This window comes from Antarctobacter sp. (assembly GCF_034670325.1).
Taxonomy (GTDB): domain Bacteria; phylum Pseudomonadota; class Alphaproteobacteria; order Rhodobacterales; family Rhodobacteraceae; genus Antarctobacter.
The window spans coordinates 13,541-39,985 of the sequence record NZ_JAXMNR010000009.1 but is presented as its reverse complement, the minus strand read 5'-3'; the positions used below and the strand labels follow the sequence as shown (position 1 = coordinate 39,985).

The window sequence follows — 26,445 nt, the reverse complement described above, 5'->3', positions numbered from 1 at the left end:
AGGTACTGAGGGTGGGTGCGGTGGGTTCAGCTGCGAAAGCAGGTGAAGTCACGGTCGAGGTGGCGGTGTTTTGGTTCAGGTATGAGCAGCAGCATTCCTCCATGTTTCCCCATACTGGACCCCCATACGGGTTGGGGGTCCAGTATGGGGGTCAGCGGCGTCGGAGATTTCTCGACGCCAAGGCGGGGTTGAGGCCAAGGGAACCATGTGCGGAAGAACGAAGTATCTTATCTGCCAGAACTTCATCAACTTTGGCTTTGGCTGCTTCGAGGGTTGGAAAAGGCTCTTCACCGTAGACATAGCCGTCTTCCGTCACCTCGATCTGCTCGGGTCCGTGTTCTATCGATGTCCCGACCAAGTGCTCGAGTTGGACTGGTGACGGAGGCTCGGTCGTGCTTGGCGAAATTGCTTGTTGGTAACTCCCGTCCGCGGCAGACACGACTGGTTCAGGAACTTCTTGCCGCTGTGCTTCGAAGCTTTTTCTGGGGACCCCAGACTGCTTCAGCGATTGCTTTGACACCTCCAATTGATCACGCGCAATTTTGAGCATTTGCTGAGTATATTCCGCCGTATCGACCCCGGCGCGTCCCGTCTGCACCTGCGCCAAGGCTAAGAAGCCAAGAAACGCGAGTATAAGGCCCGGCATGGCAGCCACCATGCCTGCCATCGCACCACCGCTCACGCCAAAGCTACGCGTCTGACTGACTGCTGATCCGGCACCGATGGCAACCACAACCCCACCGACAATCGCGCACCAAGCCAAGAATCCGAGAAAGCCCAATAGGCCACGGGCCGCTTCATATGATCTCATGGTGAGATCCTCCTTCTCAAACAAGAACAAGCTGCAACCGTGAGGTGCGGCTTGTCAAATGAAAGGACTTTTTTGACGATCTGAAGCAGCCTCTTTCGAGGCGTTTTCCGGGACTTGGCACACATCCTCATGGCCCGGCGTCGTACGTTCATGTTGGCCGCGCGGATTGTACGCGAAGCGGAGAGGTCACACAGCTCGGTCCTCCAAACCGCCGAAGGGCCTCAACAAGCCGGCCTCTCGCATCAGGACCAAGGCCTCGAAGAGGACGAGGTTATAGGGTTCATTGCCCCAGATCGGTGGCTTTTTCGGCACCATCAGCGCGAGGTCCGGGAACTGTTCGGCGAGATCCACGGCCTCTTCGTAGGCGTTCTGGAACCGGCGGTGCCTGCGCACCACGAGATTGAGGATCGGCAGGTCCTGTCCTACGGCGGCGAAGGTCTTGAGGATTCGGACCTGCTGCCCGTGCTTGCGTCCCGGCGCGTCCGGGTTTTCCGTGACCAGTACGTCCGGGTGGTATTCCGCGATCCAGGCCCTCAACTTGGCGGCGGCTTCAGAGGAGGAACCGGCGCCTTTCTCGGAGGTGTCCCAGATCACCAGGTCGCCGTCGTCGACCACGACACATCCCAGTCGTCCGGTGCGGGCGGCGACCGCCAGCGCCCGCTGGTTCCTAGCCGACATGGTCCGGGTCGGTTTCCTCGAGTAATCGACGGGCCAGACGCTCGACGGTCTGCTGTCTGCGGGCCGCGGCGGGCCAGTCCTTCGGCTCGGTCGGCATGCTTGCCAGCTTGTCCCGCAGATCCTCGCGGACCTCGCGCAGGACCTCGACATAGAGGCTTTCGAACGAGCGGCCGTAGATCAGCGACAGCGCGCACAACTCGCGGATCGTCGGCATCCGCTGGCCGCGCTCGATCTGGCTGATTGCGTCGTGGCTGACGCCGACCAGGTGACCGCAATCGGACTGGGTCAGGCCGGCGCGCTTTCGGGCGACCTTCAGGTCGCAAATGAACTCTTCAAACATGTTGGTTTGGCTTAGTTGAGTAATGCCTCCAGGATAGCGCACCCGCCCGGATCCGGGTACCGCCCGTCAATCGCATTTCCTGAAAACGGGTTTTGCCGAGGGCCGGGAGAAAGACCCGTGAGAGAGGCGGAGAGCGAAAGGGCAAAGCCCGTTTCGCCCCTCTCGCGGCCTCACGCCCCGTATCCGGCAAAACCCGTTTTCAAATCCTGGTAAGGGTATTTTCGCGAATTTCGCGCCGCCGTGCCAGACCCGGCACGGCCCGTCTGCGGCCCTGTGACCGGGACAAGAAAAGGCCCGCCCGGAAGGGGCGAGCCAGTCATCGTCAAGGAACTATCGTCCGGGGTGGATGTGCCGGTGCGCGGCGCGATCACGTCGCCACGGCATCGATGATGTCGTGCAAGTCGGTGGTGGCCCTGGGATTCTCGACCACCCGTCCTTCCAGCACGTAGGTCACGGAATTGAACAGCCGCCAGGCCGTGCGTCCGCCCCAGTCGAAGGGCGGGTTCTCGAAGTGGCCGAGGATCTCGGGGATCTTGGTCACCGTGATGACCCGCTTGCGATAGAGCTGCAGGATCAGGTGATCGGCCGCCTCGGGGCTCAATTCCGTCGCCTGGTAGCGGCTGAACTGCGCGTGTTGCGATGCCCGCTGGGCCTGCAAGGGTTCCACGACGCCCGCCACGATGCCCGGAAGGTCACGCCTGGCATGCACCGTGTGTTTCCGCCGGATGACCGTGTCGCCCGAGAAGGCGAGGTTGTCACAGACGAAGACGCGGCTGCCGAAGCTGATCCCGATCGGGAAGGTCTTGTCGTGGCTGTTCCTCAGGCCCACCGTATCGGTGTAGCCGCCGTAGGGGCTTTGCAGCGACAGGACGCCGAAGAAGCGCATCCCGTCCGGGGTCACCCCGAAATCCTCCTGGGTGATGTCGTGGCCGTAGTAGCCGAGGGCATAGCGGACCATGTCGACGACGGCGCTATGCGCAATCGGGACATGGGTCTCGGTGGCCTCGGGCGTGGGCATCAGGTGCAGAGCGTCATAATCGATGCGCTCCGCCCCGGCATGGAGCATGAGTGACATGGGTCCTCTCCTTTGGTTTGGGGGATGTTGGGGCTGACAAGGCGAACGGCTCAGCCCGTTTGGGGCGACGGCGTCGCGCGTCAGTATTCGCTGGCCAACATGATGGTCAGCACGCGATGGGTGACATCGCGATTGGCCGGATCGGGGGAATGGTGGGTCAACGCCAGGTCGAAATAGTCGATCTTCCAGAAGATCTTCTGGTCGGCCACTTCCAGGGCGCCGAAGTCGTGCTCGCCATGCGGGTCGTTGTCTTCCGTGAAGATGTCGAAGGCGATGACGGCCTGGGCGACCTTCTCGAGGAAGGTCTCACCCCAGGCCCTCACGCCCTCGGTGACAACCACCGTGGCATGGTTGAGATCGCCATGCCGGACGAGGTCATTGAGCCGCCGGATGCGTTGTTGCCGGAACGCGTCGTCGATCTGCCAGACAAGCGTGCAGCTCGCCTCGCAGTCGAGGCAATAGGCGCTGTCGAAACTCTCCGCGACCTGCCACTGACGGGCCTGGAGGTCCCAGGCCGCCCAGGCATCGCAGCGGACACATTGCCCGCCGCAGGTGCCGCAGGCCGGATAGGCGCCGACCTGCGCCGAGATGTCAAAATCCTTTCCCATTGCTGTCTCCTTCCGCAGGGTGGCCGCCCGAACCAATTCGGACGCACCCCTCGGCAGAAGACAGCCGCGGTCACCCTCCAGTTTGCCCCTCTGACCCGCAGGTCAAAAGACCCGGTCATTCGCAATATTTGCGACCGGTTCTTGCGCCGTCTCACCCGGCCTGGCCTCGCGAACGAGGGTGCGGGAGAATGTCGGCATGATCCCGACGCGCCGCCCGAACTTGACCCTCGGTCTGGCTTATCGCCACACCGGCGAATTTGCCTTTGGCCTGCGCCCCTCCGACCGGCTGCTGCATTGCTACATCGTCGGCCAGACCGGCACCGGCAAGTCGACCCTGCTGGCCAACATGGCCCTGCAGGACACGGCTCAGAGCACAGGCTTCTGCCTGATCGATCCGCATGGAGACCTGGCGCAAAGCCTTGCACGCGACCTCGGCGACCGCGCCCTTTACTGGAACGTGGCCGATCCCGAGAGCCGATTCGGCTACAACCCGCTGACCCGGACATCGCCAGCCCTGCGCCCGCTGGTGGCCTCAGGCCTGATCGACACCTTTCGTAAGCAATGGGCCGACGCCTGGGGCGTGCGCATGGAGCACCTGCTGCGGCAGGGCCTGCTGGTGCTGCTGGATCAACCGAGGGCGGATCTCTCGGACATCCTGCGCCTCTTCCTCGAACGTGACTTCCGCGCCGAGGCGCTGACCCGCGTCACCGATCCGCAGCTCCTGCAATTCTGGCAGAAGGAATACCCGGCGATGAACTACAAGACCGCGGCCGACGGCATCGCGCCGATCGCCAACAAGCTGGGCGCCTTCCTCTCGCACCCGGTGGTCCGGCGGGCGATCTGCGACCCGGACGAGCCGCTGCGTCTGCGGCAGGTGATGGACGAGGGCCGCGTACTCATTGTCAACCTCGCCAAGGGCCGCCTCGGCGCTGACATCGCCGATGTCCTCGGTGGCCTTCTCGTCTCCAGCCTGATCCACGCCGCCTTCACCCGAGAGGCGCTGGCCGAGCAGGACCGACGCCCCTTCTTCCTCTACGTCGACGAGTTCCACAGCTTCACCAGCGACAGCGTCGCGGACCTCTTGTCCGAGACCCGCAAGTACCGCCTTGGGGTCATCCTGGCCCAGCAGCACACGGCGCAAGGCCCACCTCCGGTCTTCAACTCGGTCATGGGCAACGTCGGGACGCTGATCGCCTTTCGCATCGGCGCTTGCGACGCCCCGATCCTCTCCGCGCAACTCGGCGGCGTGGATCCCCGCGATCTGGTCAATCAACCAAACCATCGCGCCTTCCTGCGCATGATGATCGACGGCGCGCCTTGCCGGGCCTTCAGCATGACAACCTTGCCGCGGGTGGATCGCGGGGCACGGGAATAGCCCCGTCTACGCAGATATCGCAGGTCCGATAAGCTTGAGGAATGACCAAGCCTCACCCCCAACTGGACCCGCATCTCGAACGCCACCTGGCGCTCTGCAAACGCATCTACCTGCGCATGCTGGCCGAGGGCAGCTGGCCATGGCCGGAGGCGGATTCGCCAGATCCCGGGAATATGGTAGAGTCCGGGGATAATCCCGAAAATCTATGAAATCATGTTTTGGCTACATCCGCGTCAGCACCTTGAAGCAGGGCGAAGGGGTCTCGCTCGACGCGCAGAAAGACGCCATCCTTGCCTTTGCGGAGCGCCAGTCTCTGACGGTCAGCAAATGGTTCGAAGAAAAGCAGACCGCGGCCAAGGGCGGCCGCCCGGTCTTCAACCAGATGCTGACCCAACTACGGCGCGGCCGGGCGCAAGGCGTCATCATCCACAAGATCGACCGCTCGGCCCGCAACCTGCGCGACTGGGCCATGTTCAGCGAGCTGCCAGACATCGGCATCGATGTCTTCATCGCCACCGAGAGCCTCGACTTCAACTCCCGCGGCGGCCGACTGACCGCCGACATCCAGGCGGTCATCGCCGCCGATTACATCCGCAACCTGCGCGAAGAGACGATCAAGGGCCTGAATGGCCGGTTGAAGCAGGGCATCTACCCGTTCCGCGCGCCGGTCGGCTATCTCGACCGCGGCAAGGGGCAGCCCAAGGTCCCGGACCCGCTCAAGGCCCCGCTGATCCGCGAGATGTTCGACCTCTATGCCTCGGGACAGCACTCGCTGCGCTCCTTGCGCGAGGATATGAACCGGCGCGGGTTGCGCAACCACGGCGGCCGCCCGCTCAGCCTCACCGGCGTCGAGACCATCCTCAACAACCCGTTCTACACCGGGCTGATCCACATCCGGCGCACCGGCAAGACCTACGAGGGGCAGCACGAGCCGATCATCCCGGCCGGGCTCTTCACGCGGGTGCAGGACATCAAGTCGGGGCGTTATGGCAAGGTTAGCAGCCGCCACGACCACCTCTATCGCGGGCTGTTCCGCTGCGGGGTCTGCGCCGGGCCGATGATCCCGGAACGGCAAAAGGGCCGCGTCTACTATCGTTGCCACACCTCGTCCTGCGCAACCAAGACCATCCGCGAGGACGGCCTGGAAGCCGCGATTCAATCCACGCTGTCCAGCCTCGAGATCACCGAGGAACAGGCCAAGGCTTTGGAGCACGCCTGGGCCGAGGACAGCTGCGCCGAAGAACAGGCCCGCCGCCGAGAGGCCTTGAAGCTGCAACTGGCCAGCGAAACTGGCCGTCTCGACCGTCTGACCAACCTTGCCATCGACGGAACGATCGACCCGGACACCTTCGCCCGGAAAAAACGCGACCTGACCCTGTCGATTGCGGCCATCGAAGAAGACCTCGCCGGACTGCCGGATCCTGCCGAAATCGAGTCCAACCGCATGGCGTTCCTCGAACTCGCGAAAAACCTTGCCCTGCTTCATATCCGCGGCACGGAGGCCGAAAAGCGCGAAATCGTCGAAAACGCCTTCTCGAACCGCAAGGTCACCGGCAGAAACGTCGAACTGGAGCCATATTCATGGCTGCACCCGGGGCATCATGCCCAGGGTGTCCTCTCTGGTGCCCATTCTCGGGACACATATCGAACTCCGGAGCTGGAAGGAGGTGCTTCCGGCCAAGGCCCCGAAGGTCTCAAGCGACTGCTTGCGCTATCCAAACGCGGTTTTGCTACACGTCCAGAGCCTTCAATGTAAGCAGGCTCTGCAGACTAACCTGCGCCCCAGCTCTGTCACTACCGGCCCTTAGCGGCCGTTCGCTCGGGTCCGTCAGGCCCGGACGATAGTTCTGCGTTGCAGCCTGCCAAAGCAGACACTTGCATGGGTGCAGGTGTTGCAATTGTAGCCGTACTTCCTACCTCCTACATGCGTTGAAGGAGGGCGCTCATTATGGGTCGTTTGATAGACGTGTTGCATAGCTCAGGGGCAGAGCGCCCGTGAAAAACCGGCGAGGTCTCCCGTTCGAATCGGGATGCAACCATTCAACTCCTTCAACGCAATCACTCCCGGCCCAAAGCGGACGGCCGCACGAACTCAGCGCAAGGTCTTCTTCGCGCCTCCATAACGGACGTTTAAGCGTTTTCTGAGTGGACCTTAAAGCGGACGATAATTTCGCTTCTGTTTGAGAATCTGTAGACGGCGCGCTACGAGCTCATCCGCCACATTCTGCTCAGCGCGCGCACCGCAACTACGACTGCTCGACCGACATTGTTGCCGGGATCGAGTCGAACATGCGTCGGCACGAATGCCGATCGTCTTCGACGAGCTGATCGCACTTAATCCCGAGACATAGTCACCTTCGCTTAAACCGCGTCAGGCGCTGCTGACGCTCGGGGGGGGGCATCCTCACGCAATATCCGTGTCGCGGCCTTGTTATGTACCGGCGCGTTCCAGACTACGCCTTTGTCCGACGGCGCCGTTAACAGGACCGTGGAGCAGGGCAGACCGGCCGCATCGAACTTGCGTGCGATGAACTCACTCTCGCCACGGTCATGGCTCGACATTATCAGCTGATAGCCGTTCAATTCGACCATATTGCGCATCACATCGACAAAGGCGGCGGTGTGGATGATGTCGTTATGCTGCAGCGGATCGTCGAGCAGTAGCGCGCGCCAGCGTGACCAAGGATAGGCGGTGCTCGCCGCGCACAGTATGCTAAAGCCATTCGCCGCAAGCTGGCCCTCGCTGAGCACGACCTGGGGCGGCAAATCCTTCTTCGTCTCGATCGCATTGTCGACCTTCTCCCGGTAGCGCAGCGCCATGCCGAAGCTGGTCGCATCGACCCGCGTAGCCGCCTTGAACTGAATGCTTTCAGCGGGCGTGCTCAGCATCGCCTCGTTGAAATCGTCGATCACCGTATTGAGCGGGTCGAGCACGCGCGCCGAAAAATCGTCGGCTTGCTTCTGAAGGTCCTCCGAGTAGCGCTTTACCGCGTTGCGTGCCGTAGTGGTGAGTTTCACTGCCGCCCGAGCGGCCTCGATCTTTTCCTTCAGTCCGGCCAGGTAAGCTGCCGGATCCCGGACGCCATCGTCATCCCCAGCCGCCCGCATCGATGCGACGATCTCGTCGATCTCGCTTTGAAGAAGCGCATCCTCATTGTCGCGGGCAAGCTCCCGCTGGCGTTCGGCCAGTGATCGCAAACCCGCCAGCGCCGCTTCGATTGCGGAGAGTCCACGATCATACTCAGCCTCGCTGGGAATGTGGTTAAGACCGGCGCGTGTCCACCGCTGCTGCATCTGCCGTGCGGCTTGTTCCGAGGTTGCACGGGCTGCCTCGACCGCCGCAAGGTCGCGCAGCGCGAGGTCGAGAGCCGCCTGCTCACGCTGAACGTCCGCAGCTGCGTTGGCGGCCGCCTCGTTTAGCTGTGCCAAACGAGCCCGCGCATCTTCGCCGCGCTCGCGCTCCGCCGTCAATCTCGCCTCAATGTCGCCGATCGTCGTATTCGACAGATTGCGTGCGGCGATGCGATCGACGCAGGCCTTGTCCTCTGCCTGATACTGCGCCAGCCGTGCGCCAAGCTGATTGTCGCGCGCGATTAGCTCGTCGAGATCGGCTGCCACGCTGGATCGCTGTTCGGTTGCCGCCGCCGCGTTCGCCGACAGCAGTTCCAGCGCTGCCACTGCCGCCGCAAGTGCGGCTTCCGCATCGCGTGCTCGAGTTGCTGCAAGCCCGGCGAGATCGCTCTCCGGTGCGGCAGCAAGGGTTTGGGCAATGGCGGCGCGTGCATTTGTCACGGCATCAGCGGCCGCCCTAGCGACCCGTTCGAGCCCGTCGACCGCCGCCACGACCGCTCGAAGGCGACGGATTTCATCGCTGAGCGCGGGTCGGGTGCTCCGCAAGGCCTCCAGCGCGTCATGGGCTTGCGCGAGGCGATGGTCGCTGCCTGATGCCGCAGCATCGGCTAGCGCCTTGAGCGCGCCCGGTTCGAACGACGTCTGGCAAACCGGGCAGTCGGTGTCGTCCTGATGGATATGGCTGGCAAGCTGCGACAAGGCCGCGCTGATCGTCGACGCGTGGCGGTCAGCTTCGGCGCGTGCGCGTTCGGCATAGGCAATTTTGCTGTCGAGATCGGCGAGTCGCGCTTCGAGCGGCGCCAGTTCGGACGCGGCGCGCGCAGCGGCTTCGCGTCCGTGCACCAGTTCGGCTTCAGCGGCCCCGGACTCGCCTTCCAAATCGAGATAATCTGCCATCGACTCGTTAATCGCGCGCGCGGATGCTGCGAGACTTCGCAAGCGCGCGACTTCGGCACTGGCCTTGCCATGCTGGCTGATCGCAGCGTCGGCTTCCGCGATCGTCGTGTGGTGCGCCGCGATCGCCTCGTTAAGCGACGCCCGATCCTGCTGCTCAGTCGAGATCCACGCGCCCAGCTGGTCACGGCGGACGAGATCGGCACGCGCGGCGTCGAGCACGGAAATGTTCTGGTCGATCGCGGCGATCGTGGCGTTCTGCGCGGTCACCGCGTCGCTGGTCGAGCCGATCAGCGGGGAGGCCCGATCGCAGCGCGCCTGCGCATCGTTCACCAAGCTGCGCAACCGCACGAGACTCGGATGATCGAGCCGAGCTTCGGCCTGGCTGACAAGGAACTGTGCCGGCAGCGTCGAGAGCCCCTCGAGTTCTGCCTTACGTTCGCTGGTGGTACGCAGCGCCTCGCCGATCCGATCGCCGAGCGCGGCGAGGCGCTGCCCGATGCCGTCACTGGTGACCGCAAGTGGCTGGCCCGCTGCGAGCTGCTGAAGGTCATGCTCGAGCAGCACGATCCGCGCAGCGACTTCGTCGGCCGTGAGTACTCCGGTGGCGCGGGCAGCAGCGCGGAGCCGCTCAAGGCGGGCCATCCATCCTTGCCAGTCCGCGATTCGCCGATCAAGCGTGGCGACCACACCTTGTTCGGCGTCGAGCCGGCGCGTGAATGCAGCGATGGTCGATCGTCCTCGTAGGCCCGAGCGAATACGCTCGAGCCGATCGATGCCGCTCGGCCCCTTGAGCGCTTGCCACTGGTCCTGCGGGTCGCGGCTGGTGAACCGCTGCTGCGCTGCCTGGCCGAGGAAATGAGTGAGGGCGAGATAGGTTCCGAGATCGTTGACCGTGCGGCGGTCGGGCTGCGCAAGTTGCGCGACGATGTCCGCCATCGGCGTACCGCCGGTTGCGCTGCGCTTGACAGCATCGCCGTCCGAGAAAGTCAGCGCCACGCAATGCGATCCCGGCTCCGCCCCCCGGCGCGTAAGGTAATCCTTCTCGGCGAGCTTCTTGCGGCCCTTGTTGATATACGGTTCGAACCGGCGGATCTTGTTGGTTAGTCCCCATTCGATCGCATCGAAGAAGCTGCTTTTTCCCAAGCCGTTCGTGCCGGTGAGCAGAACAAGACCGGGCGCCGCCGGAATGTCGATCACGAAGCCGCCGAAGGTCCGGAAGTCTTGGATAGCGATGCGGGAGAGGAAGATTGCGCTCATGCCTGCCCCCTCCGACCCCAGGATTTGACTAGCGCCGCGACAATCTCATCCGGCGTCTTCTTCTCGTCGAGCGCGATCCGCTCCCATTCGTCCGCCGTCGTCCGCGGTAGACCCGGCGCAGTCGCACCGGTGCCGCTCAGCTGATCGAGCGCCACATCCTCGAACTGGCCCTCGGCATGGACCCATGGCCGCGCGAGGAAGGTGCGTTTAAGGAAGTCGGCGAAACTCACTTCGTCATTCAACGAATCTTCGGGTCGCAGCCACGCCAGCTTGCGAGCGACACGGTCATCGCGCTCGACCATCAACGCCATCGCACGCCAAGCTTCCTGTTGCTCGCTTGCGCGTGGCCCCAATAGCATCAGCTGTAAGTCTAGCGTCTCGTTCGCCCCAAGAAACGAGCGCGCGACGACGCATTGGTTGCGGTAGCGTCGCAGCGTCTCGACTACCGCTTCTATGGCGGCAACGTCAGGGAGGATGCCAAGGACGATATTGAAGCGGTCGATCCGGATCGCATGGCTATCCGCCGGCAGATCGGTCGGACTGAGCGTCGTCGACTTGGTCGATCCGCCGTTGAAGGTCGCGCTCGCCAGTTCGGGCCGGTCCTCGACCTTGAGTTCGAGCTTCAGCGCCGCGTTGCGCAGCCGGTCAGCGAAATCAGCCAGTCCGGGTGACAGAGCCGCACTATCCGTCATGCCACACCTTTCATGATCGTCTTTTCGAGCGCCTCAAAGTGTCGCGCCTCCGCCGTTGCAAGCAGGGCTCGTAGCTCAGCTAAGCCCGCAGCCGCCGCGTCGATGAAATCGCGACTGATCGACATGATCACCGGACCAGAGCCACCGGTATCGCTGAGCCCCGGCTGCTCGGTGTCGAGTTGCGCGAACGGCCGCTCGGCGATTCGGCTGAACTCAATGGCGCTCTTGACGACGAGGATCACGAACTGAGTTCGCCACATAAACGACGCGGCACACAACGACATCTCGTCACCGTTAATCATATCGGCTGCGCAGCCATGACCGGCCCATTCGCTATCGCCATCGCGCAGGCGAACCAGATTGCCCGGCCGAGCGCCTTTCGGAGACGTCGCGTCCCAAGCCGCGGCAATGGCGAGCGCGACTGCGGTGCCGCGCAGGATTACGGGCCATTTGCTAGGGCCAACGAGAACCTGCGCTGCGTCGCGATGACCTTCCTCATCGACCGCACAGATCATCAAGCGCAGGAAATGATTCAGCAGTGCCGGATCGTCGGTGAAGGACGCATGCCAAACCGCCCAGGTCGTGGCCATGGCCGCTCGAAGATCCTGCGCGATCCTTACATTTATTGGGCGGCCGGGATCGGCATTGCTGGCGAAGAACGGCTGGAGGTGCGCGTCCAGCCGCTGAAGAAGCCAGCTGTCGAGCGACCGGTGAATCCGGCGCGAAAGAATATCAGGCGGCAGTGCAACTGGATCCTGGGCAGCGCCCCCGGGATTGCCGGCAATGATCGCCGGCATCGCCATGCCCTCGGCGTGCGGCGAATCCAGGCTGAGTTCTCGGACAAGCTCGCTCCACAGCCCGGGCGCGGCGTGGAGTCGGCAATTGGTGGTGTGGCAGGCGACCCGCAGCACGGCACCCGCAACGGCACCAAGCGCTTCGGGACCATCCGGCAAAATGATCTCGAAAGGCTGTTGCTCGCTCCAAGACTGGATGAGTTGGTTCGCCGCGATCGCGCCGGACCAGCGAATGTTGGCGCCTTCGCGCAACAGCTGCAACGATATGGGAAGCTGGTTGGCCGCTAGTCGCTGCAGTCGCGGCGCGAGGATATTCGCACTGCGCGCTGCCTCCTTGAACAAAGAACGTGCCGATGCTGACAATTTCGGGACAAGCGTCGCCTCGCCGTGGCGGGCGAGCCATTCCTTGTGGGTCACATCAAAGCTGGCCAGGTGTGGGGCAAAGGGTGCCCGCACCACATCACGCTGCGGACCGCGCCGGACGATCACCGCATCCGCCTCAACCCTCTCTCCAGCGCAGTCGAGCCAGAAGGGGGCGTCGCCCGGCGCAGGATCCGGAGCGTCGACCCGGGCGATGACGCCGCAGTGAACGTGCCGGAAGGAGCGCAGGGCGTCGCCCGCGCAGGCCTTGATGGTGAGATAGGCGGCGAGCCGGTTGAGCGTTGCCGTCGAGACGTCGAACAGCTCGGCGTGCTGGGTCTGGAACGTCAGTTGCACACCGGGACGGAGTTGCTGTGCGACCGCAGCGACTAGGCCGATGTTGGTGAGGGGCTGTAGAAGCTCGGCGTCATAGGCCGCCATGAAATCAAAGCGGGCGCCCTTAGCATCCTCAGCGCGAGCGCGCACATCGATTGCTGTAAGGATCGACTTCAACGCCGCGATGCCAGGATGTTCGGAGATCAGCCGGATCATGCCGGCGTGATCGAAATCGCGGGTTCCGGCGGCCACGAAATCGATCAGTCCGCCATCACCCGCGCCGCTGACGAAGAACCGCGGGGTCGGCCGACCTGCGAACTCGGCAACCGGGACCCCGGCATCGGTCCAATAGCTTGCGCTCTGTATCGTTGGCACCGGTTCGCCCGGTTCGAGCCCGAACCCGACGGCGAGGAACACCATGTGGAATTGTTCGCGTAGCTCTGCGCCTGGCTGTGGCGGTGGAGCATTGAGATCGGTGATGTCTAGCTGATAGCCGTCCGCCGTCCGTGTCAGCGCGGTAACCTGATGGCGCAGTCGTCGCTCCAGCCGCGGCGCGAGCCTGACGGCGATGTCTTCGAACCCGAGCAGGATATCGTCGCGGACGGCGCGACACGTCCCGGATTCCCAGTCGAGTATCGGCAGGTCGGCGATGGGATCGGTCGTGTCGTGCGCCGGCCAATCGTAGATATGCGGATCGAGCCGCCGACGATCGGTCGTCGACTGAAGGGGCAAAAGCGCATCGGCAGATTCGAACAGTACAACCTGCGATCCGGTGACCAGCGCGGCAGCTGCGGCTGCTGTAACGCCGGCCGCCCCGCCGCCGACGACCGCTATCCTCGGATCGGCGTGGAGATAGCCGAGTTCCTTGAGCGCGTGGACCAGCGACAGCGCCCTGACCTGCTGGGAATAGAAGGTGATGCGCCGGTCGAAACTGCCGATCACGAACAGATTCGGTCGATCGCGAACAGCCACGCCGTCTAGAATATCCTGGGCAAGCAAGGCATCAGCCAACGACGCGCACTCCCGTAGTCGCTCGGGTTCGCCGTTGCGGCACCATGGTTGTGACGTGAACTACTGCGCGCATGTTTGACAATCAGCTCCCCTCCAGCCACGTCGCGACGACAGCCGGTGCATTAGCTTATGGAGAAGAAGCGCGGGTGCCGCAAGATTCTGACAGGTCTTGCGAAGTCGCTTTCAACAGGGTTCGCTGCTCGCCGCTCAACTTCATTAATTCGCCCTTCCGCGCAGCGTCTCCACCTACACCGTAACGGGCGGTTATCAGCGGCAGCCCAAAAAGGTCGATGTTGCCACACGAATGATGTCCGAAGTTGGATGGAGCGGGAACGGTTCGGGATGAGCATTTATGGATCTTACCGGCTCTGCAGGCATCCTGAATAGAGGTTCACTTTCCACTTCAAGCCGCTTAGAAGCCGCCGGTACGCAGACGGCCCAAAACCGGTCGTTCGTTCTCGCCGCAGCGACCGACCGCTTTCCGCCGATTCTGTGGAAAAAGAGGCGTTTGCGATCGCAGAATGCACAGCTCCCATGAAGCTCGAACGCTCTGGGGTTCAGGTGCTTGCCAGTTTCTGCGGTGCAGGAAAGATCTTCGCCAGTTTCCTGAGGTTCTGGGCGGTGGCGACGAGCAGGAATTCGTCGTTTGCGCCGCATGGGCCGCGCAAACGAAGCCGCCCCAAGCCGAGGATGCGTTTGAGGTGCGCAAAGAGCATCTCGACCTTCTTTCGTTCGGCTTGAACAACTGCCATGTGGCTGAACAACCGAGATAAATCGGATATTTTTCTGGCTTCAAACTGCAGGAGTTCGTAGAATCCAATTGAAAAGGCTGCAGTTTGGATCCTGCCATGAACCCGCATTATTCACCGAGGACGGCCCCCGGCGCTCATGAGGCAAGCTGAGGTGGTTTCTGCCGGCTCCCGGGCCTGAGCTTGTAGTGCGTGATCGCCGCGCTTCGCGGATTGAGTGCATGACGAGCGGTGCCAGCAGCCATTCCGGTAGCTGCGTGGGTGGATCGGGCACGATTGTTCGGCGCCCTTGGGCGTTCCTCCGGTCGGCGGTGTTGGCGAGCATTCGCGGGACTACGGACTGGCCCCGCGCAGCATCTGGATCTGTGGCCAGATGGAGGCCCAGAACGGCGCAGCGGCTTCGGCAAGGATCAGGGTCATGCGTCGGGCAGAGATGACGAGGCGCGCGCCGGCGCGGAGGACACGTTCCCGCAAGCGACGCAGGCTCCATGCCGATCCGGTCGCGCGCGCCATGGCGCGTCGTGCCACGTGCATCACCTGATAAGCCAGCATCGCGATCAGCAGACGGACCTCGTTGCAGGCGAAGGCATCGACAGCGGGCGCCGCCGTCTTCGGCTTTTTGCCACGCAGGTGGGTTTTGGGGCGATTGGTCGAAGACAGGGTTGGCGCAAGCACATCCATCAACTCGCCCATATGCCCTTCGGCCTTGCCGCGCTGGCGGTAATGCTCCAGCAGGGCCAGCCCATTCATCTTGCAGCGCGAGATCGACGTGACGAGGAAGAAGCGGTCGAGCAGCAGGTCGCCCGGGCGCTCCTTGACCACGAGCACGACGCGGCGGGGTTCGTCCCAGGTGCTGGCCTGGTATTCGAGTTCATGGGTCCAGAGGCGGGGGTCTGCGGGACGCCGTCCCGCAGGCCGCTTCATGTGCGGCTCAGCCAGCCGGTGGAGCAAAGAGTTTGCACGCAGCCGGGCGACGTGATGGACACCGCGTGCCTCGAGACCAGCGAGCAGTGCGCCGGACGGAAAGCCCGCGTCGATGCGCACATGGGTGATCTTGCACAGGCTGGCTTCGGCGCGGTCGACAACGTCGAGAATGACGTCCAGCGCACCGTCCGCTGTGCCAACATTGCCCGGCCGCAAACGGGCATCCAGCATGTCGCCAGTCTCGGCAATAGAGGTGATGAGCGGATGGTAGATCCGAGCCCTGTAGTGTCCATTCCACTCCGCCTTCGGCTGATGGCCATGCACCTCGATCGGCAAGCTGTCCACGTCGAGCGTGATGCGGGTGCGCCGCGCGCCATCGTTCTCGGCGCGCAGGTTGCGGCCGGCGAGTTCGAGGGCCGCCTCGCGCAGAACCTTCAGGTTCCCGGGGCGCGCCAGCATGGCCGTGCAGCGCGACAGGGTTGGCTGCGATGCAAGTCCGGCCCCTGCTGTCACAGGCGCCAGCCCGGTCGAGGAACTGACCGCCAGGCGCATCGCCGGATCGTGCCGCAGGGCGTCGGCATCGTCATGGTCCTGCCACCCTTGCGCCGCCAAAAGCATCATGGTCCGAAGCAGACACGGCAGGTCGTGGATGACGTCGGCTTGGCGTCGATCATCCTTCATCCGCGCCGCCATCCAAGGCACGATGCCGGTCGCGTCGATCACTTCACGCAGCAGAACCGCACCCGGATCACCGGTCAACCGTTCCGCCCGCGTTTCGATGGTCAGAGATCGGTTGAACCCGGCCGCAACCGGTCGTAGCGTTTCACCCATGCGTGCGTCCGTGGCTGCCGGCGGATTTTCGTTTAGCAGCTTGATTCTACGGTGCTTTCAGACGCACGCAACCGCCCCTCACCGATTTGGATGAATAAGGCGGGATGAAGCACCGTTCGCGTCCTGAGGAACAGGATGACCTCCTCCGCCCCCGATTGGTCGACATGATCGACATGCGCCACGAGCTGGTGAAGCTGGCGGACCTGATCGACTGGGAGTTCTTCGAACGGGAGTGGGCTGATTTGTTCCCGTCGGCGACAGGGCGGCCTGCGACTCCGCCACGGCTGGTGGCGGGCCTCATGTATCTGCAGCATGCCTATCGGCTCTCGGACGAGGCCGTGATCACCCGCTGGGTGGGCTCCCCGTACTTCCAGTATTTCACCGGCGAGACGTTCTTTCAGCACACCCCGCCGATACATCCGTCGTCACTCAGCCGCTGGCGCGATCGCATCGGCGAAGAGGGCGCGGAGTGGCTGCTGACCAAGACGATTCAAGCGGGCCAATCTGCCGGAGTCATCGATGACGACAGCCTGGCCCGCGTCTCCGTCGACACCACCGTGATGGAAAAGAATATCGCGTATCCAACCGACGCTCGGCTCTACGAAAAGGCACGGGTGAAGTTGGTCGCGCTTGCGAAGGAGCTTGGCCTCGACCTGCGCCAGACCTATGCGCGCAAGGCGCCGCGGCTGGCGATGCAGATCGGCCGGTATGCGCACGCGCGCCAGTTCAAGCGGATGCGCAAGGCACTGAGAACGCTGCGCGGATACGTGGGCCGTGTCATGCGCGATATCCGTCGGCGGCTGGACGACACCCCAGCGGGTGCAATGCGCGACAGCGTGGCCGAGATGCTGGCCCGGGTTTCGAAGCTGCTGCACCAGGCCCCCAAGGGAAAGGGCAAGATCTACGCGCTGCACGAGCCCGAGGTCGACTGCATCTCCAAGGGCAAGGCGCGGGTACGCTACGAGTTCGGCTGCAAGGTCAGCCTCGCCATCACGATCGACGAGGGCTTCGTCGTCGGCATGCGCGCCATGCCAGGTAATCCTTACGACGGTCACACCCTGGCCGAGGCCCTTGAGCAGGTCGAGACGCTCACGGACCGCCGTCCGGATCTCGCCGTCGTGGACCGGGGCTACCGCGGACATGGCGTCGGAAAAACCCAGGTTCTGATCTCCGGGATGCGCCGTGGCCTGACGAAGGGGCTGAAGGCGCAGCTCCGGCGGCGCAGCGCGATCGAGCCGGAGATCGGCCACATGAAGACGGATGGCCGCCTCGCGCGCTGCCCACTCAAAGGGATCAAGGGCGACGCGATCTTCGCTGTCCTGTGCGGCTGCGGGCACAACATCCGCAAGATCCTGGCCCGGCTCCGGGCGTTTTTGGCCCTGATCGTCGCATGGATCGCCGACGCCTTGCGGCCTTCAGCCCCCGTCCACGGCGTTGGCCGCTACCCGGAATTGCCCGCGTAGGCGTTGTTCAGACCCGACTCTTTCGGAGCTTCATCGAGATTTCGTATTGCTTGGTTTTGGCGATTTCGCGCGCGACCTGGCGGGCATGTCATTGACGAAACCGAGCCAACCCGCGTGGCCTGTGCGGCCCGGGTTGAACCCTGCATGTTGAACTTCTGAGGCCGTTGGGCGCGTCCCGTGCCGGTCGCGGAAGTCGCGGTAAAAGGCTGTCAGTTCCTCGCCATTGCGGGGCTGCCGGATCAGCGACCGCAGGATGTCGAGCGCTTCGAGGTCGTAGGTGACTTCGCACCCCGCCGGAAAGCTGATCTCATGGCGTGCGAATTTTTCCAGCGCGATCCGCAGCGCGCCTTCGCCTGCTCCGATGCGCAGCAGGGTCCGCGCTTTGGTCAGGAAGATCTGATGGTTGCCGATATAGTCGATCACAGCCAAATGCGTCTTATCGGCTGATTGTCGCAGGCCCCGTCCAAGCTGTTGAAGCCAGATGACCGGTCTTTCGGTCGGGCGCAGCATGAGGACGGTGTCGATGGAAGGCACCTCGACGCCCTCGTTGAACATGTCCACTGCGAAGATGATGTCGAGATCACCGTCTTCAAGGGCTTTCAGGGCGCTGGCGCGTGGGGCCGATGTTTCACCGGACAGGACCTACCTCATGCCAGACTTGAGCCAGGTGTTCATCGACTGGGCCGGGCGGCTGCGGACAGGCGATGCCAGTCTCGACGCAATTGCCCAGGCACGAACGGGTGACCCCGTCACTCTGAGCCAGCAGAACGGGCGCTGGTGGGTGAAAGACCGACAAGGGCGGAGGCTGATCGCCTTGAAAGGCGGATGGACAGTGCCTGATGGGCAGCGTGTCGTCTCGGCAGTCATCGGGGCTATCGTCGCGCGCCAAGAGCATGAAAGCAGTGAGGAGCATCGCGTGAAGCTTCAGAAGGACCGATGGGAGGTTGTTCTGCCGGAGATCGTGCTGGAGTGAGCCCATCCACTTTGGTCGATAGTCTGATCTGGTCGGCGACGGCAGGAGAAAACCGGCAACGCTGCGGCACGCATACTGACGACATCCAAAAGTCTTCGCTACAACCGCTAGCCAACACGCTGTGGCGATCCGAGATCAACCCGCTCGGAGCCTAAAATGAGCCTAGAGATGAACGCTGCGACTTCTAAGTTATTGATATTAATGGTGCCCCCACACGGACTCGAACCGCGGACCTACTGATTACAAATCAGTTGCTCTACCAGCTGAGCTATAGGGGCATCCAACCACGCTCCGACTGACGCGGCGCGGCGGCGTGCGGGGTGTTTAGCTTGTCTTGCAGCCCAAAGGAAGACTCGAAATCGCGATTTTCGGTTATGAAAGCGCCTCTTTGCCGGCCCGTCCGGTTCCTTTGTTCGAACACCCGGCTATAGTGCCGCCAGAGCAATCAAAGATACCGAAAAACATGCAGGTCATCCTTCACACTGGCGCCCATAGTACCGACGAAGATCGGCTACTCAAAGGGTTGCTCCGCAACGCAGAAGCTTGGCGGCACGAAGGTGTCGCCATCCCCGGCCCGTCCCACTACCGGGTCCTGTTGTCCGAAGCGCTCAATAAACTGCGTGACGGCACGCCCGACCCTGAAACCCGCGATGTCCTTCTTGATGCGATTCTTCAGGAGGACGCAGGGCAACTTTCCCGGCTTGTTCTTTCGAACGACAACTTCTTTTCCGTGCCTAAACTGATGTTTCAGAACGGCATGATCTATCACCGGGCCGAAGAGCGCCTGGTGACGCTGTCACAGATCTTTCAAGGGGGGGAGTTGCAGATCTTCATGGGGTTGCGTGATCCGGCGAGCTTTTTGCCAGCCGCCTATGCCACTACCCCGCACAAGGATTTCTCCGATTTCATGGAGGGTCTGGACCCGATGCGGTTCCGCTGGTCAGATCTGATCCGCAGGATGAAAGCCGCGCTGCCGGATTTGCCCATAACCCTGTGGTGCAACGAAGATACGCCGTTCCTTTGGGGGCAGATCATCCGTGAAATGGCCGGTATCGCCCTCAGCCGCAAAATTATCGGGGCATTCGATCTGTATTCCCAGATCATTTCCCGCGAAGGGATGCAGCGGTTCCGGGCGTTTCTAAAGGAAAACCCCACAATCACGGAACGCCAGAAGAGGCGCGTCATGATCGCCTTCCTCGACAAATACGCATTGGACGACAAGATCGAAGAGGAACTGGACCTGCCGGGTTGGGACGGTGCCTATGTGGATATGCTGACAGAAATCTACGAAGACGACATGGAGGTCATCTCGGGCATTGAGGGCGTTCGGCTTCTGACGCCGGACGCTTAGACCGTCACAATCGGTGACGATCGCGTCAGCCAAGGAAGATCCCGAGGATCACCATCATCAGTCCCAGCACAGACAGCATCAACGCGCCCATGTTCAGCGGAACGACCTTGCGCACGACCTCGCGCAGGTCATCGTCGGACAACCCGGCGCGGCGTGCCCGCCAGACCCGCACGATGCACCAGATCAAACCGCCCAGCCCTGCCGCTGACAGCGCAGCGCCTCCCCAGATCAGTCCTGCCATGTTCCGGATCCTTTCGTTGTCTATCGCCGTCGCGCCTAGCGCACCCTCGGGCTTTGAGGCAACCCCTGCCAGCATGCCCTTGATGCAGGATACAGCCCTGGGGTATCGAGAGGCCCAAACGGTCACGAGGCTGAAGAGGCAAACATGCAGGATACCCCAACCGACAGCTACGGCGTCGCCGCCGGCGAGCTGAAACAGTTCATCGAACGCGTAGAGCGGCTCGAAGAAGAAAAGAAAGAGATCGCCGAGCAGATCAAGGAGGTCATGGCAGAGGCCAAGGGCCGCGGCTATGACACCAAGGTCATGCGCAAAGTGATTTCGTTGCGCAAGCGCGACGCGGACGACATCGCCGAAGAAGAGGCGGTGCTCGATATGTACAAGGCCGCTCTTGGCATGTCCTGACGGTATCGGCGGGCAGGCGGGGTGCCGGTGCACAACCCTGCCCGATTATTCAGCAATTTTCACCCGGCACATTCACCGAAGCCTTTCACCACCGTTGCATGCCCTGCAACACCCCGCTAGCGTGGGGGTCACAAATCAGTGACGGGGTGGGCCACACAGGAATGAGTGATCAAGTCTATTTTGACGAGATGTGGGGCACAGGGGGCCCGGATGGCACAATCCGTGCGCCGTACAAGCCGTTCAACACATGGCTCGACGGGGAAGATCCAAAGCATCTTCGCGCCAAGCAACGCGAAGCAGAGGACCTCTTTCGGCTGACAGGAATCACCTTCAACGTCTACGGGCGCGCCGAAGCCGAAGAGCGTTTGATTCCTTTCGACATCATTCCACGCATCATTTCTGGCCGTGAGTGGCAGAAGCTGTCCCGCGGGATCGAACAGCGCGTCCGCGCCATCAATGCCTTTCTCTATGACATCTATCATGGGCAGGAGATCGTGAAGGCAGGACGCCTGCCGCAAGAGATGATCGCGCGCAACGATGCCTTCCTGCCTGAAATGATCGGCGTGCGACCGCCGGGCAGCGTCTACACACATATCGTCGGGATCGACCTTGTCCGGACTGGCCCCGATCAGTTTTATGTGCTTGAGGACAATGCGCGCACGCCTTCTGGCGTCAGCTACATGCTCGAAAACCGCGAAACCATGTTGCAGATGTTCCCCGAACTCTTCTCGGAGAACCGGGTGCAGCCGGTCTCGACCTACCCGACCGATCTTTTCAATTCTCTTGCCGCTTGCGCGCCAGAGGGACTGGACCGCAAGCCGACCGTGGGCGTTCTGACACCCGGCATTTTCAATTCCGCCTATTTCGAGCACAGCTTTCTGGCGGATCAGATGGGTGTCGAGCTTGTCGAGGGCCATGACCTGCGGGTGCAGGACGGTTATCTGAACATGCGCACCACGCGTGGCTACAAACCGATTGATGTGCTGTACCGCCGGGTCGATGATGATTTTCTCGATCCGCTGTCGTTTAACCCGGAAAGCACGCTGGGCGTTCCGGGCATCATGGATGTCTACCGCGCCGGCCGCCTGACCATTGCCAACGCGCCGGGCACCGGCATTGCCGATGACAAGGCCATCTACAGCTACATGCCTGAGATCGTTGAATTCTACACAGGCGAACGGCCGCTTCTGGAAAACGTGCCGACGTGGCGTTGCTCCGAAAAAGAGGCGTTGGCCTATGTGCTCGACAACCTGAGCGATCTGGTGGTCAAAGAAGTCCATGGCTCTGGTGGCTACGGTATGCTGATCGGGCCGACCGCAACCAAGAAAGACATTGCCGAGTTTCGCAAGAAACTAGAGGCGCGGCCGTCCAACTATATTGCTCAACCCACGCTGAGCCTGTCTACGGTGCCGATCTTCACACGCGCGGGCCTTGCCCCCCGCCACGTAGATCTGCGGCCTTATGTTCTGGTCAGCCCCAAGGGGATCAACATCACACCCGGCGGACTGACTCGGGTTGCGCTCAAGAAAGGGTCGCTCGTCGTGAATTCGAGCCAAGGCGGAGGCACCAAGGACACTTGGGTGCTGGAGGACTGACGCGCGATGCTGGGGAAAACTGCAAACGGCCTGTTCTGGATGTACCGCGGGCTTGAACGGGCTGAAAACACCGCCCGTCTGATCGAAACCGGCCAGCGCATCGCGCTGACCCGGCTGGGCAGCACCGATGATGAGTGGCGGTCTGTCCTGCAAACCGCTGGATCACTGAACGGCTTCGAACAACGCCACGATCAAGTCACCAAAGACGCCGCAATCAACTGGCTGCTCCGAGAAAGGGAAAACCCGTCTTCGGTCCTGTCCAGTGTGGAACATGCGCGGCATAACGCTCGGATGGTGCGCACCGCGCTGACCGGTGAGGTCTGGGAAGCGGTTAACGGCGCTTACATGACGGTCAAAGAGGTCCTCGCCCGCAAGATCAGTGAACGCGACCTGCCCGGCGCGCTGGGTATGATCAGACAACGTGCGGGGCTTGTGCGCGGTGCGACGCATGGCACGATGTTGCGCAACGACATATACGACTTTGCCCGTATCGGCACCTTTCTGGAACGGGCGGACAACACCGCGCGCATCATCGACGTCAAATATTACGTTCTTTTGCCTTCTGTCACTTCTGTTGGGACGTCCCTAGACAATGTGCAGTGGGAAACCATCCTGCGCTCTGTCTCGGCCCGTGGCGGATTTCGCATGGAATATGGGGCCTCGACCGAACCGCGCGATATCGCTCAGTTCCTGATCCTCAATCGCCGGATGCCCCGCTCGCTTGCCTTTTGTGCGCATAAGCTGCGCGACAACCTTGGGTATCTGGCGTCGGAATACGGCCACAGCGCCGCGTCCTACGCCAAGGTTGATCATATCGAACGCGCTTATCTGAGCTTCGACATAGACGCTGTGTTCGACTATGGTTTGCATGAGTACATCCAAAAGATGCTGGCCATGCTCAGCGAACTTGGGCAGCAGATCGAGCTGGACTATCGATTCTACGAATGATCCGTCTTTCCCCATTCCCAGCGTGAGTCACTTGAGAATCATATGCATCTGACCATCAGCCACACCACCCACTACAGCTTTGAAGAGCCCGTGACGTTCGGTCTTCAGCAGTTGCGCAAGACGCCGAAGTCACGTCACAACCAGAACGTTGTGAAATGGGACACGAAGGTCACGGGCGGGCAGAAGGGTCTGACCTACGTCGACCACCACCTAAACACCGTCGACCTGATAGAGATTGATCGCGGCGCGCAGGAACTGATCATCACCTGCGAGGGTGAGGTCACGATCGGCGAATCCAACGGCGTCGTCGGTCGTCACCAAGGCCCGGCACCTCTCTGGCTATATGAGCGGGTGACGCCGCAAACTCGCCCCGGACCCGGAGTGCGGGCGCTGATTCGTGAGGTGTCCGGCGGCTCGGAACTGGATCAGGCGCATGCGCTGATGGCCGCCGTCGCAGAGGCTGTGTCCTATGAGGTCGGCGCGTCGGATTCCACGTCGACCGCCGAAACCGTGCTGGCCGAAGGCCGCGGGGTTTGTCAGGATCATGCCCATGTCTTCATCGCCTGCGTGCGGGAGATGGGACTGCCGGCGCGCTATGTTTCCGGCTACCTTTTGCTGGACGACAAGGTTGAGCAGGATGCCATGCACGCATGGGCAGAGGCACATATTCCCGGGTTGGGATGGGTCGGGTTCGACTGCGCAAACTGTATTTCACCAGACAACCGGTATGTTCGGGTTGCCACCGGCATGGACTACCACGATGCCGCTCCTGTCCGTGGAACACGACAGGGCGGGGCCGATGAATCACTGGATGTGGCAATAGAGGTGGCACAGCAGTAATGTCCCCGACGAATCGGGCGTGACCCGTATGTAACTCGGGGACGTTAGATGACCTATTGCGTGGGAATGATGATGGATCGGGGGTTGGTCTTTATGTCCGACACTCGGACCAACGCCGGGATGGACAACATCTCGACCTTCAGCAAAACCAAGATTTGGGAAGCTGAAGGCGACCGCGTGATCACACTGCTCAGCGCCGGAAACCTTGCCACCACGCAGGCGGTGGTGAGCGAACTCGACGAGCGTGAAAAGGCCCGGGAAGACCGCCATCCTTCAATTCTAGATGTGCCTTCCATGTATCAGGCGGCGCGAATGATCGCGGACACGCTCCGCGACGTGATCGCACGCAATTCCGATACCGGACAACGCGCCTCTTCGGTGTTCAACGCCACGCTTATTCTAGGCGGCCAGATCGCCGGAGGCCCGCCGCGGCTGTTCCTGATCTATCCAGAGGGCAATTTTATCGAGGCCGGCCCCGACACGCCCTTCTTTCAGATCGGCGAGATCAAGTATGGGCGCCCGATCCTTGTGCGCGCCTATGATCCGGCATTGAGTTTTGAGGACGCTGTAAAACTCTTGCTTGTCAGTTTTGACAGCACCGTAAAGGCAAACCTCACCGTGGGTGCCCCGTTCGACTATCATCTCTACGCGACCGATAGTCTGGTGCAGGGCGAAACCGGACGGATCGAACTGGAAGATCCGTATTTCCGGACAATTAGCGATGGTTGGAGCAAGGCGCTCAAGCAAGCGCTCGACAGCCTGCCCGCTTTCAGAGCCCCCACGCAGACCTGACTGCGCGCTGACAACTCTGTGCTTGGTAAATGAACCTCTTATGGAGAGTTGTTAGGCCGTGTTTGGCCCGACAGCACTCCATAATGCCTCAAATCCTCTGGAACTCAGACAAGTGATCAGAGCGGCATGTTGTCAAAGCCGTCTTCGGCTTCATCCTCATGCATGGCTTCCAGCACCTCTTGCACCCACGCGGGCACGGTTCCGCCAGCGCTCTCCAGACCCATTGCCGCCTGTTCGAGGTGCTCCATCAGATCCTTTCGCGCCGCGCCTTTTGACGCGGCGATTTCCTTTCGCAGCGAGTCGATGCGCGCTTCGAGATGTTCGTGTTCCGACATGGTCCGTTCTCTCCTGAAATGAATCTCCGATGCCTCAGACTTGGGCAGCACAGTCTTTGCAAAGCGGGGCCTCTGGCACTGCGGCCAACCGCTCTGCCGAAATCTCACCGCCGCAGCGCGTGCAAAACCCGTATTCGCCCTGCGCCATCCGCCCAAGCGCGGCCTTGATTCGGGCGATTTCGGCCTGACCGCTCTCGCCTAAGCGTTCCAACACCTCTTCGCCCTCGCGCTCTATGGCCATTTCGTCCCAGTCCTTCGAGTGCGGCGATTCAAGCGCTGCTTCGATTTCGTCCAGTCGCACGCCCAAGGCGCGCAACCGTTGGAGAAGAACACGTTTTTGGGCGTGGTGGGACATGATCTGGTGCCTCCTTAACTGCAATTCGACTTTGTCAAAGTGAGGCGGTTGCGGCCTTGATGCATATCAACCATGCCTTCCCTCTTGAAACATATTCACCTTTACGTATATGAATGACCAAACCGCTTGGAGGGAACTGCCATGAAACCTGAAGTCACCGCCTTCTTCGACGACGCGACCAACACGATCTCTTACGTGGTGCGCGATCCCAATGGCATGTCCTGTGCCATCATCGACAGCGTGCTGGACTTTGACTATTCGTCCGGTCGGACCGATACGAAATCGGCTGACACGGTCATCGCCTTCGTGAAGGACAAAGGCTACACGGTCGAGTGGTTGCTGGAAACACATGTCCACGCCGATCACCTGTCCGCCGCGCCCTATCTTCAGGAACGGCTGGGCGGCAAAATCGGCATCGGCGACCGCATCAAGATCGTGCAGGATACCTTTGGCAAGGTTTTCAACGAGGGCACCGAGTTCCAGCGCGACGGGTCGCAGTTCGATCAGCTTTTCCAGGAAGGGGACAGCTTTCACATCGGCCAGATGCGCGGCGACGTCCTGCACACGCCCGGTCACACTCCGGCCTGCCTGACCTACACAATCGGCGACGCGGCCTTTGTCGGCGACACGCTGTTCATGCCCGATTTCGGCACCGCGCGCTGCGATTTTCCCGGCGGCTCATCCGAGACGCTGTTCGACTCGGTTCAAAAGATCCTCGCCCTGCCCGATGAGACTCGCATCTTTGTCGGCCACGACTACAAGGCACCGGGCCGCGACGACTATGCATGGGAAACCACAGTGGGGGCGCAAAAGACCCAAAACGTGCACGTCGGCGAAGGCAAATCGAAAGAACAATTCGTCGAGATGCGCGACACGCGTGACGCCACGTTGGCCATGCCCAAGCTGATCATCCCGTCCTTGCAGGTGAACATGCGGGCTGGCCAGATGCCGCCTGCGGATGAAAAGGGCGACGTGTTCCTAAAGGTGCCCGTCAACAAGCTCTGACTTACTGGACTGGCTCTTGCGACTGATGTCGCAGAGCCGATTTTTCGGCGAAAAAT

General features: G+C 61.9%; 24 protein-coding genes, 1 tRNA gene and 1 pseudogene. 11 read left to right on the top strand and 15 right to left on the bottom strand.

What is annotated here, in order from left to right; all coding sequences use genetic code 11:
- Positions 1-151: 151 nt before the first annotated feature.
- From VOI21_RS20140 to VOI21_RS20120, 5 genes are all read right to left on the bottom strand, one after another.
- Positions 152-811, bottom strand: a complete 660-nt coding sequence (locus VOI21_RS20140; RefSeq protein WP_323771753.1) for a hypothetical protein — start codon at positions 809-811, stop codon at positions 152-154.
- Between the two features lie 186 nt (positions 812-997).
- Positions 998-1,489, bottom strand: coding sequence for a hypothetical protein (locus VOI21_RS20135; RefSeq protein ID WP_323771752.1), 492 nt, complete (start codon positions 1,487-1,489; stop codon positions 998-1,000).
- Entirely contained in the window at positions 1,479-1,829 is a 351-nt protein-coding gene (locus VOI21_RS20130; RefSeq protein ID WP_323771751.1) for a helix-turn-helix transcriptional regulator, read from the bottom strand. The genes VOI21_RS20135 and VOI21_RS20130 overlap by 11 nt, the downstream gene beginning before the upstream one ends.
- A gap of 367 nt (positions 1,830-2,196) precedes the next feature.
- Complete coding sequence (locus VOI21_RS20125) at positions 2,197-2,904, bottom strand: DUF932 domain-containing protein (protein WP_323771750.1); 708 nt, start codon at positions 2,902-2,904, stop codon at positions 2,197-2,199.
- 80 nt (positions 2,905-2,984) lie between these two features.
- Positions 2,985-3,512 carry a DUF3768 domain-containing protein gene (locus tag VOI21_RS20120; RefSeq protein WP_323771749.1) on the bottom strand — a complete coding sequence of 176 codons (528 nt, stop codon included), beginning with the start codon at positions 3,510-3,512 and terminating at the stop codon, positions 2,985-2,987.
- A 196-nt stretch (positions 3,513-3,708) separates the two neighbouring features.
- Between VOI21_RS20120 and VOI21_RS20115 the strand changes: the two genes are divergently transcribed.
- Positions 3,709-4,887, top strand: coding sequence for a hypothetical protein (locus VOI21_RS20115; protein WP_323771748.1), 1,179 nt, complete (start codon positions 3,709-3,711; stop codon positions 4,885-4,887).
- A gap of 205 nt (positions 4,888-5,092) precedes the next feature.
- Entirely contained in the window at positions 5,093-6,643 is a 1,551-nt protein-coding gene (locus VOI21_RS20110; protein WP_323771747.1) for a recombinase family protein, read from the top strand.
- 605 nt (positions 6,644-7,248) lie between these two features.
- Here the strand turns inward: VOI21_RS20110 and VOI21_RS20105 are convergent.
- From VOI21_RS20105 to VOI21_RS20085, 5 genes and pseudogenes are all read right to left on the bottom strand, one after another.
- Entirely contained in the window at positions 7,249-10,392 is a 3,144-nt protein-coding gene (locus VOI21_RS20105) for an AAA family ATPase (RefSeq protein WP_323771746.1), read from the bottom strand.
- On the bottom strand, positions 10,389-11,084 hold the full coding sequence (locus VOI21_RS20100) for an ABC-three component system middle component 1 (protein ID WP_323771745.1): 696 nt from the start codon (positions 11,082-11,084) through the stop codon (positions 10,389-10,391). Before VOI21_RS20100 ends, VOI21_RS20105 begins: the two co-directional genes overlap by 4 nt.
- Complete coding sequence (locus tag VOI21_RS20095; RefSeq protein ID WP_323771744.1) at positions 11,081-13,585, bottom strand: ABC-three component system protein; 2,505 nt, start codon at positions 13,583-13,585, stop codon at positions 11,081-11,083. The genes VOI21_RS20100 and VOI21_RS20095 overlap by 4 nt, the downstream gene beginning before the upstream one ends.
- Positions 13,586-14,142: 557 nt before the next feature.
- Positions 14,143-14,319 (bottom strand): annotated as a pseudogene (locus VOI21_RS20090) (transposase); the annotation flags it as partial.
- Positions 14,320-14,667: 348 nt separating this feature from the next.
- A complete protein-coding gene (locus VOI21_RS20085; RefSeq protein WP_323771743.1) occupies positions 14,668-16,089 on the bottom strand; it encodes an IS1380 family transposase in 1,422 nt (473 codons plus the stop codon).
- Between the two features lie 104 nt (positions 16,090-16,193).
- On the opposite strand from VOI21_RS20085, the gene VOI21_RS20080 reads away from it, so the two are divergent.
- Positions 16,194-17,552, top strand: a complete 1,359-nt coding sequence (locus VOI21_RS20080) for an IS5 family transposase (protein ID WP_323771742.1) — start codon at positions 16,194-16,196, stop codon at positions 17,550-17,552.
- Positions 17,553-17,582: 30 nt separating this feature from the next.
- Here the strand turns inward: VOI21_RS20080 and VOI21_RS20075 are convergent, their stop codons facing one another.
- Entirely contained in the window at positions 17,583-18,191 is a 609-nt protein-coding gene (locus VOI21_RS20075) for a helicase-related protein (RefSeq protein WP_323771852.1), read from the bottom strand.
- A 10-nt stretch (positions 18,192-18,201) separates the two neighbouring features.
- On the opposite strand from VOI21_RS20075, the gene VOI21_RS20070 reads away from it, so the two are divergent.
- Positions 18,202-18,525 carry a hypothetical protein gene (locus VOI21_RS20070; RefSeq protein WP_323771741.1) on the top strand — a complete coding sequence of 108 codons (324 nt, stop codon included), beginning with the start codon at positions 18,202-18,204 and terminating at the stop codon, positions 18,523-18,525.
- Between the two features lie 202 nt (positions 18,526-18,727).
- On the opposite strand, the gene VOI21_RS20065 is transcribed toward VOI21_RS20070, so the two are convergent.
- Positions 18,728-18,803, bottom strand: a tRNA-Thr gene (locus VOI21_RS20065).
- A gap of 185 nt (positions 18,804-18,988) precedes the next feature.
- Between VOI21_RS20065 and VOI21_RS20060 the strand changes: the two genes are divergently transcribed.
- Positions 18,989-19,876 carry a hypothetical protein gene (locus VOI21_RS20060; RefSeq protein WP_323771740.1) on the top strand — a complete coding sequence of 296 codons (888 nt, stop codon included), beginning with the start codon at positions 18,989-18,991 and terminating at the stop codon, positions 19,874-19,876.
- Between the two features lie 25 nt (positions 19,877-19,901).
- Here the strand turns inward: VOI21_RS20060 and VOI21_RS20055 are convergent, their stop codons facing one another.
- Positions 19,902-20,117: a hypothetical protein gene (locus VOI21_RS20055; RefSeq protein WP_323771739.1), complete on the bottom strand. Its 216-nt coding sequence runs from the start codon at positions 20,115-20,117 to the stop codon at positions 19,902-19,904.
- A gap of 144 nt (positions 20,118-20,261) precedes the next feature.
- On the opposite strand from VOI21_RS20055, the gene VOI21_RS20050 reads away from it, so the two are divergent.
- From VOI21_RS20050 to VOI21_RS20030, 5 genes are all read left to right on the top strand, one after another.
- Positions 20,262-20,519, top strand: a complete 258-nt coding sequence (locus VOI21_RS20050; protein ID WP_089279990.1) for a DUF2312 domain-containing protein — start codon at positions 20,262-20,264, stop codon at positions 20,517-20,519.
- A 161-nt stretch (positions 20,520-20,680) separates the two neighbouring features.
- The gene (locus VOI21_RS20045; RefSeq protein WP_323771738.1) at positions 20,681-22,114 is read left to right on the top strand and encodes a circularly permuted type 2 ATP-grasp protein; all 1,434 of its coding nucleotides are present in this window, start codon (positions 20,681-20,683) and stop codon (positions 22,112-22,114) included.
- Between the two features lie 6 nt (positions 22,115-22,120).
- A complete protein-coding gene (locus tag VOI21_RS20040; RefSeq protein ID WP_323771737.1) occupies positions 22,121-23,062 on the top strand; it encodes an alpha-E domain-containing protein in 942 nt (313 codons plus the stop codon).
- Positions 23,063-23,104: 42 nt separating this feature from the next.
- Positions 23,105-23,902 carry a transglutaminase family protein gene (locus tag VOI21_RS20035; RefSeq protein WP_323771736.1) on the top strand — a complete coding sequence of 266 codons (798 nt, stop codon included), beginning with the start codon at positions 23,105-23,107 and terminating at the stop codon, positions 23,900-23,902.
- A gap of 48 nt (positions 23,903-23,950) precedes the next feature.
- On the top strand, positions 23,951-24,694 hold the full coding sequence (locus VOI21_RS20030) for a peptidase (RefSeq protein WP_323771735.1): 744 nt from the start codon (positions 23,951-23,953) through the stop codon (positions 24,692-24,694).
- A 116-nt stretch (positions 24,695-24,810) separates the two neighbouring features.
- Here VOI21_RS20030 and VOI21_RS20025 read toward each other — a convergent pair whose 3' ends face one another.
- Together VOI21_RS20025 and VOI21_RS20020 are read right to left on the bottom strand one after the other, a co-directional pair.
- Positions 24,811-25,029, bottom strand: coding sequence for a hypothetical protein (locus VOI21_RS20025; RefSeq protein ID WP_323771734.1), 219 nt, complete (start codon positions 25,027-25,029; stop codon positions 24,811-24,813).
- A 34-nt stretch (positions 25,030-25,063) separates the two neighbouring features.
- On the bottom strand, positions 25,064-25,384 hold the full coding sequence (locus VOI21_RS20020) for a TraR/DksA C4-type zinc finger protein (RefSeq protein ID WP_323771733.1): 321 nt from the start codon (positions 25,382-25,384) through the stop codon (positions 25,064-25,066).
- A gap of 141 nt (positions 25,385-25,525) precedes the next feature.
- On the opposite strand from VOI21_RS20020, the gene VOI21_RS20015 reads away from it, so the two are divergent.
- Entirely contained in the window at positions 25,526-26,389 is an 864-nt protein-coding gene (locus tag VOI21_RS20015; protein WP_323771732.1) for an MBL fold metallo-hydrolase, read from the top strand.
- Positions 26,390-26,445 lie beyond the last annotated feature (56 nt).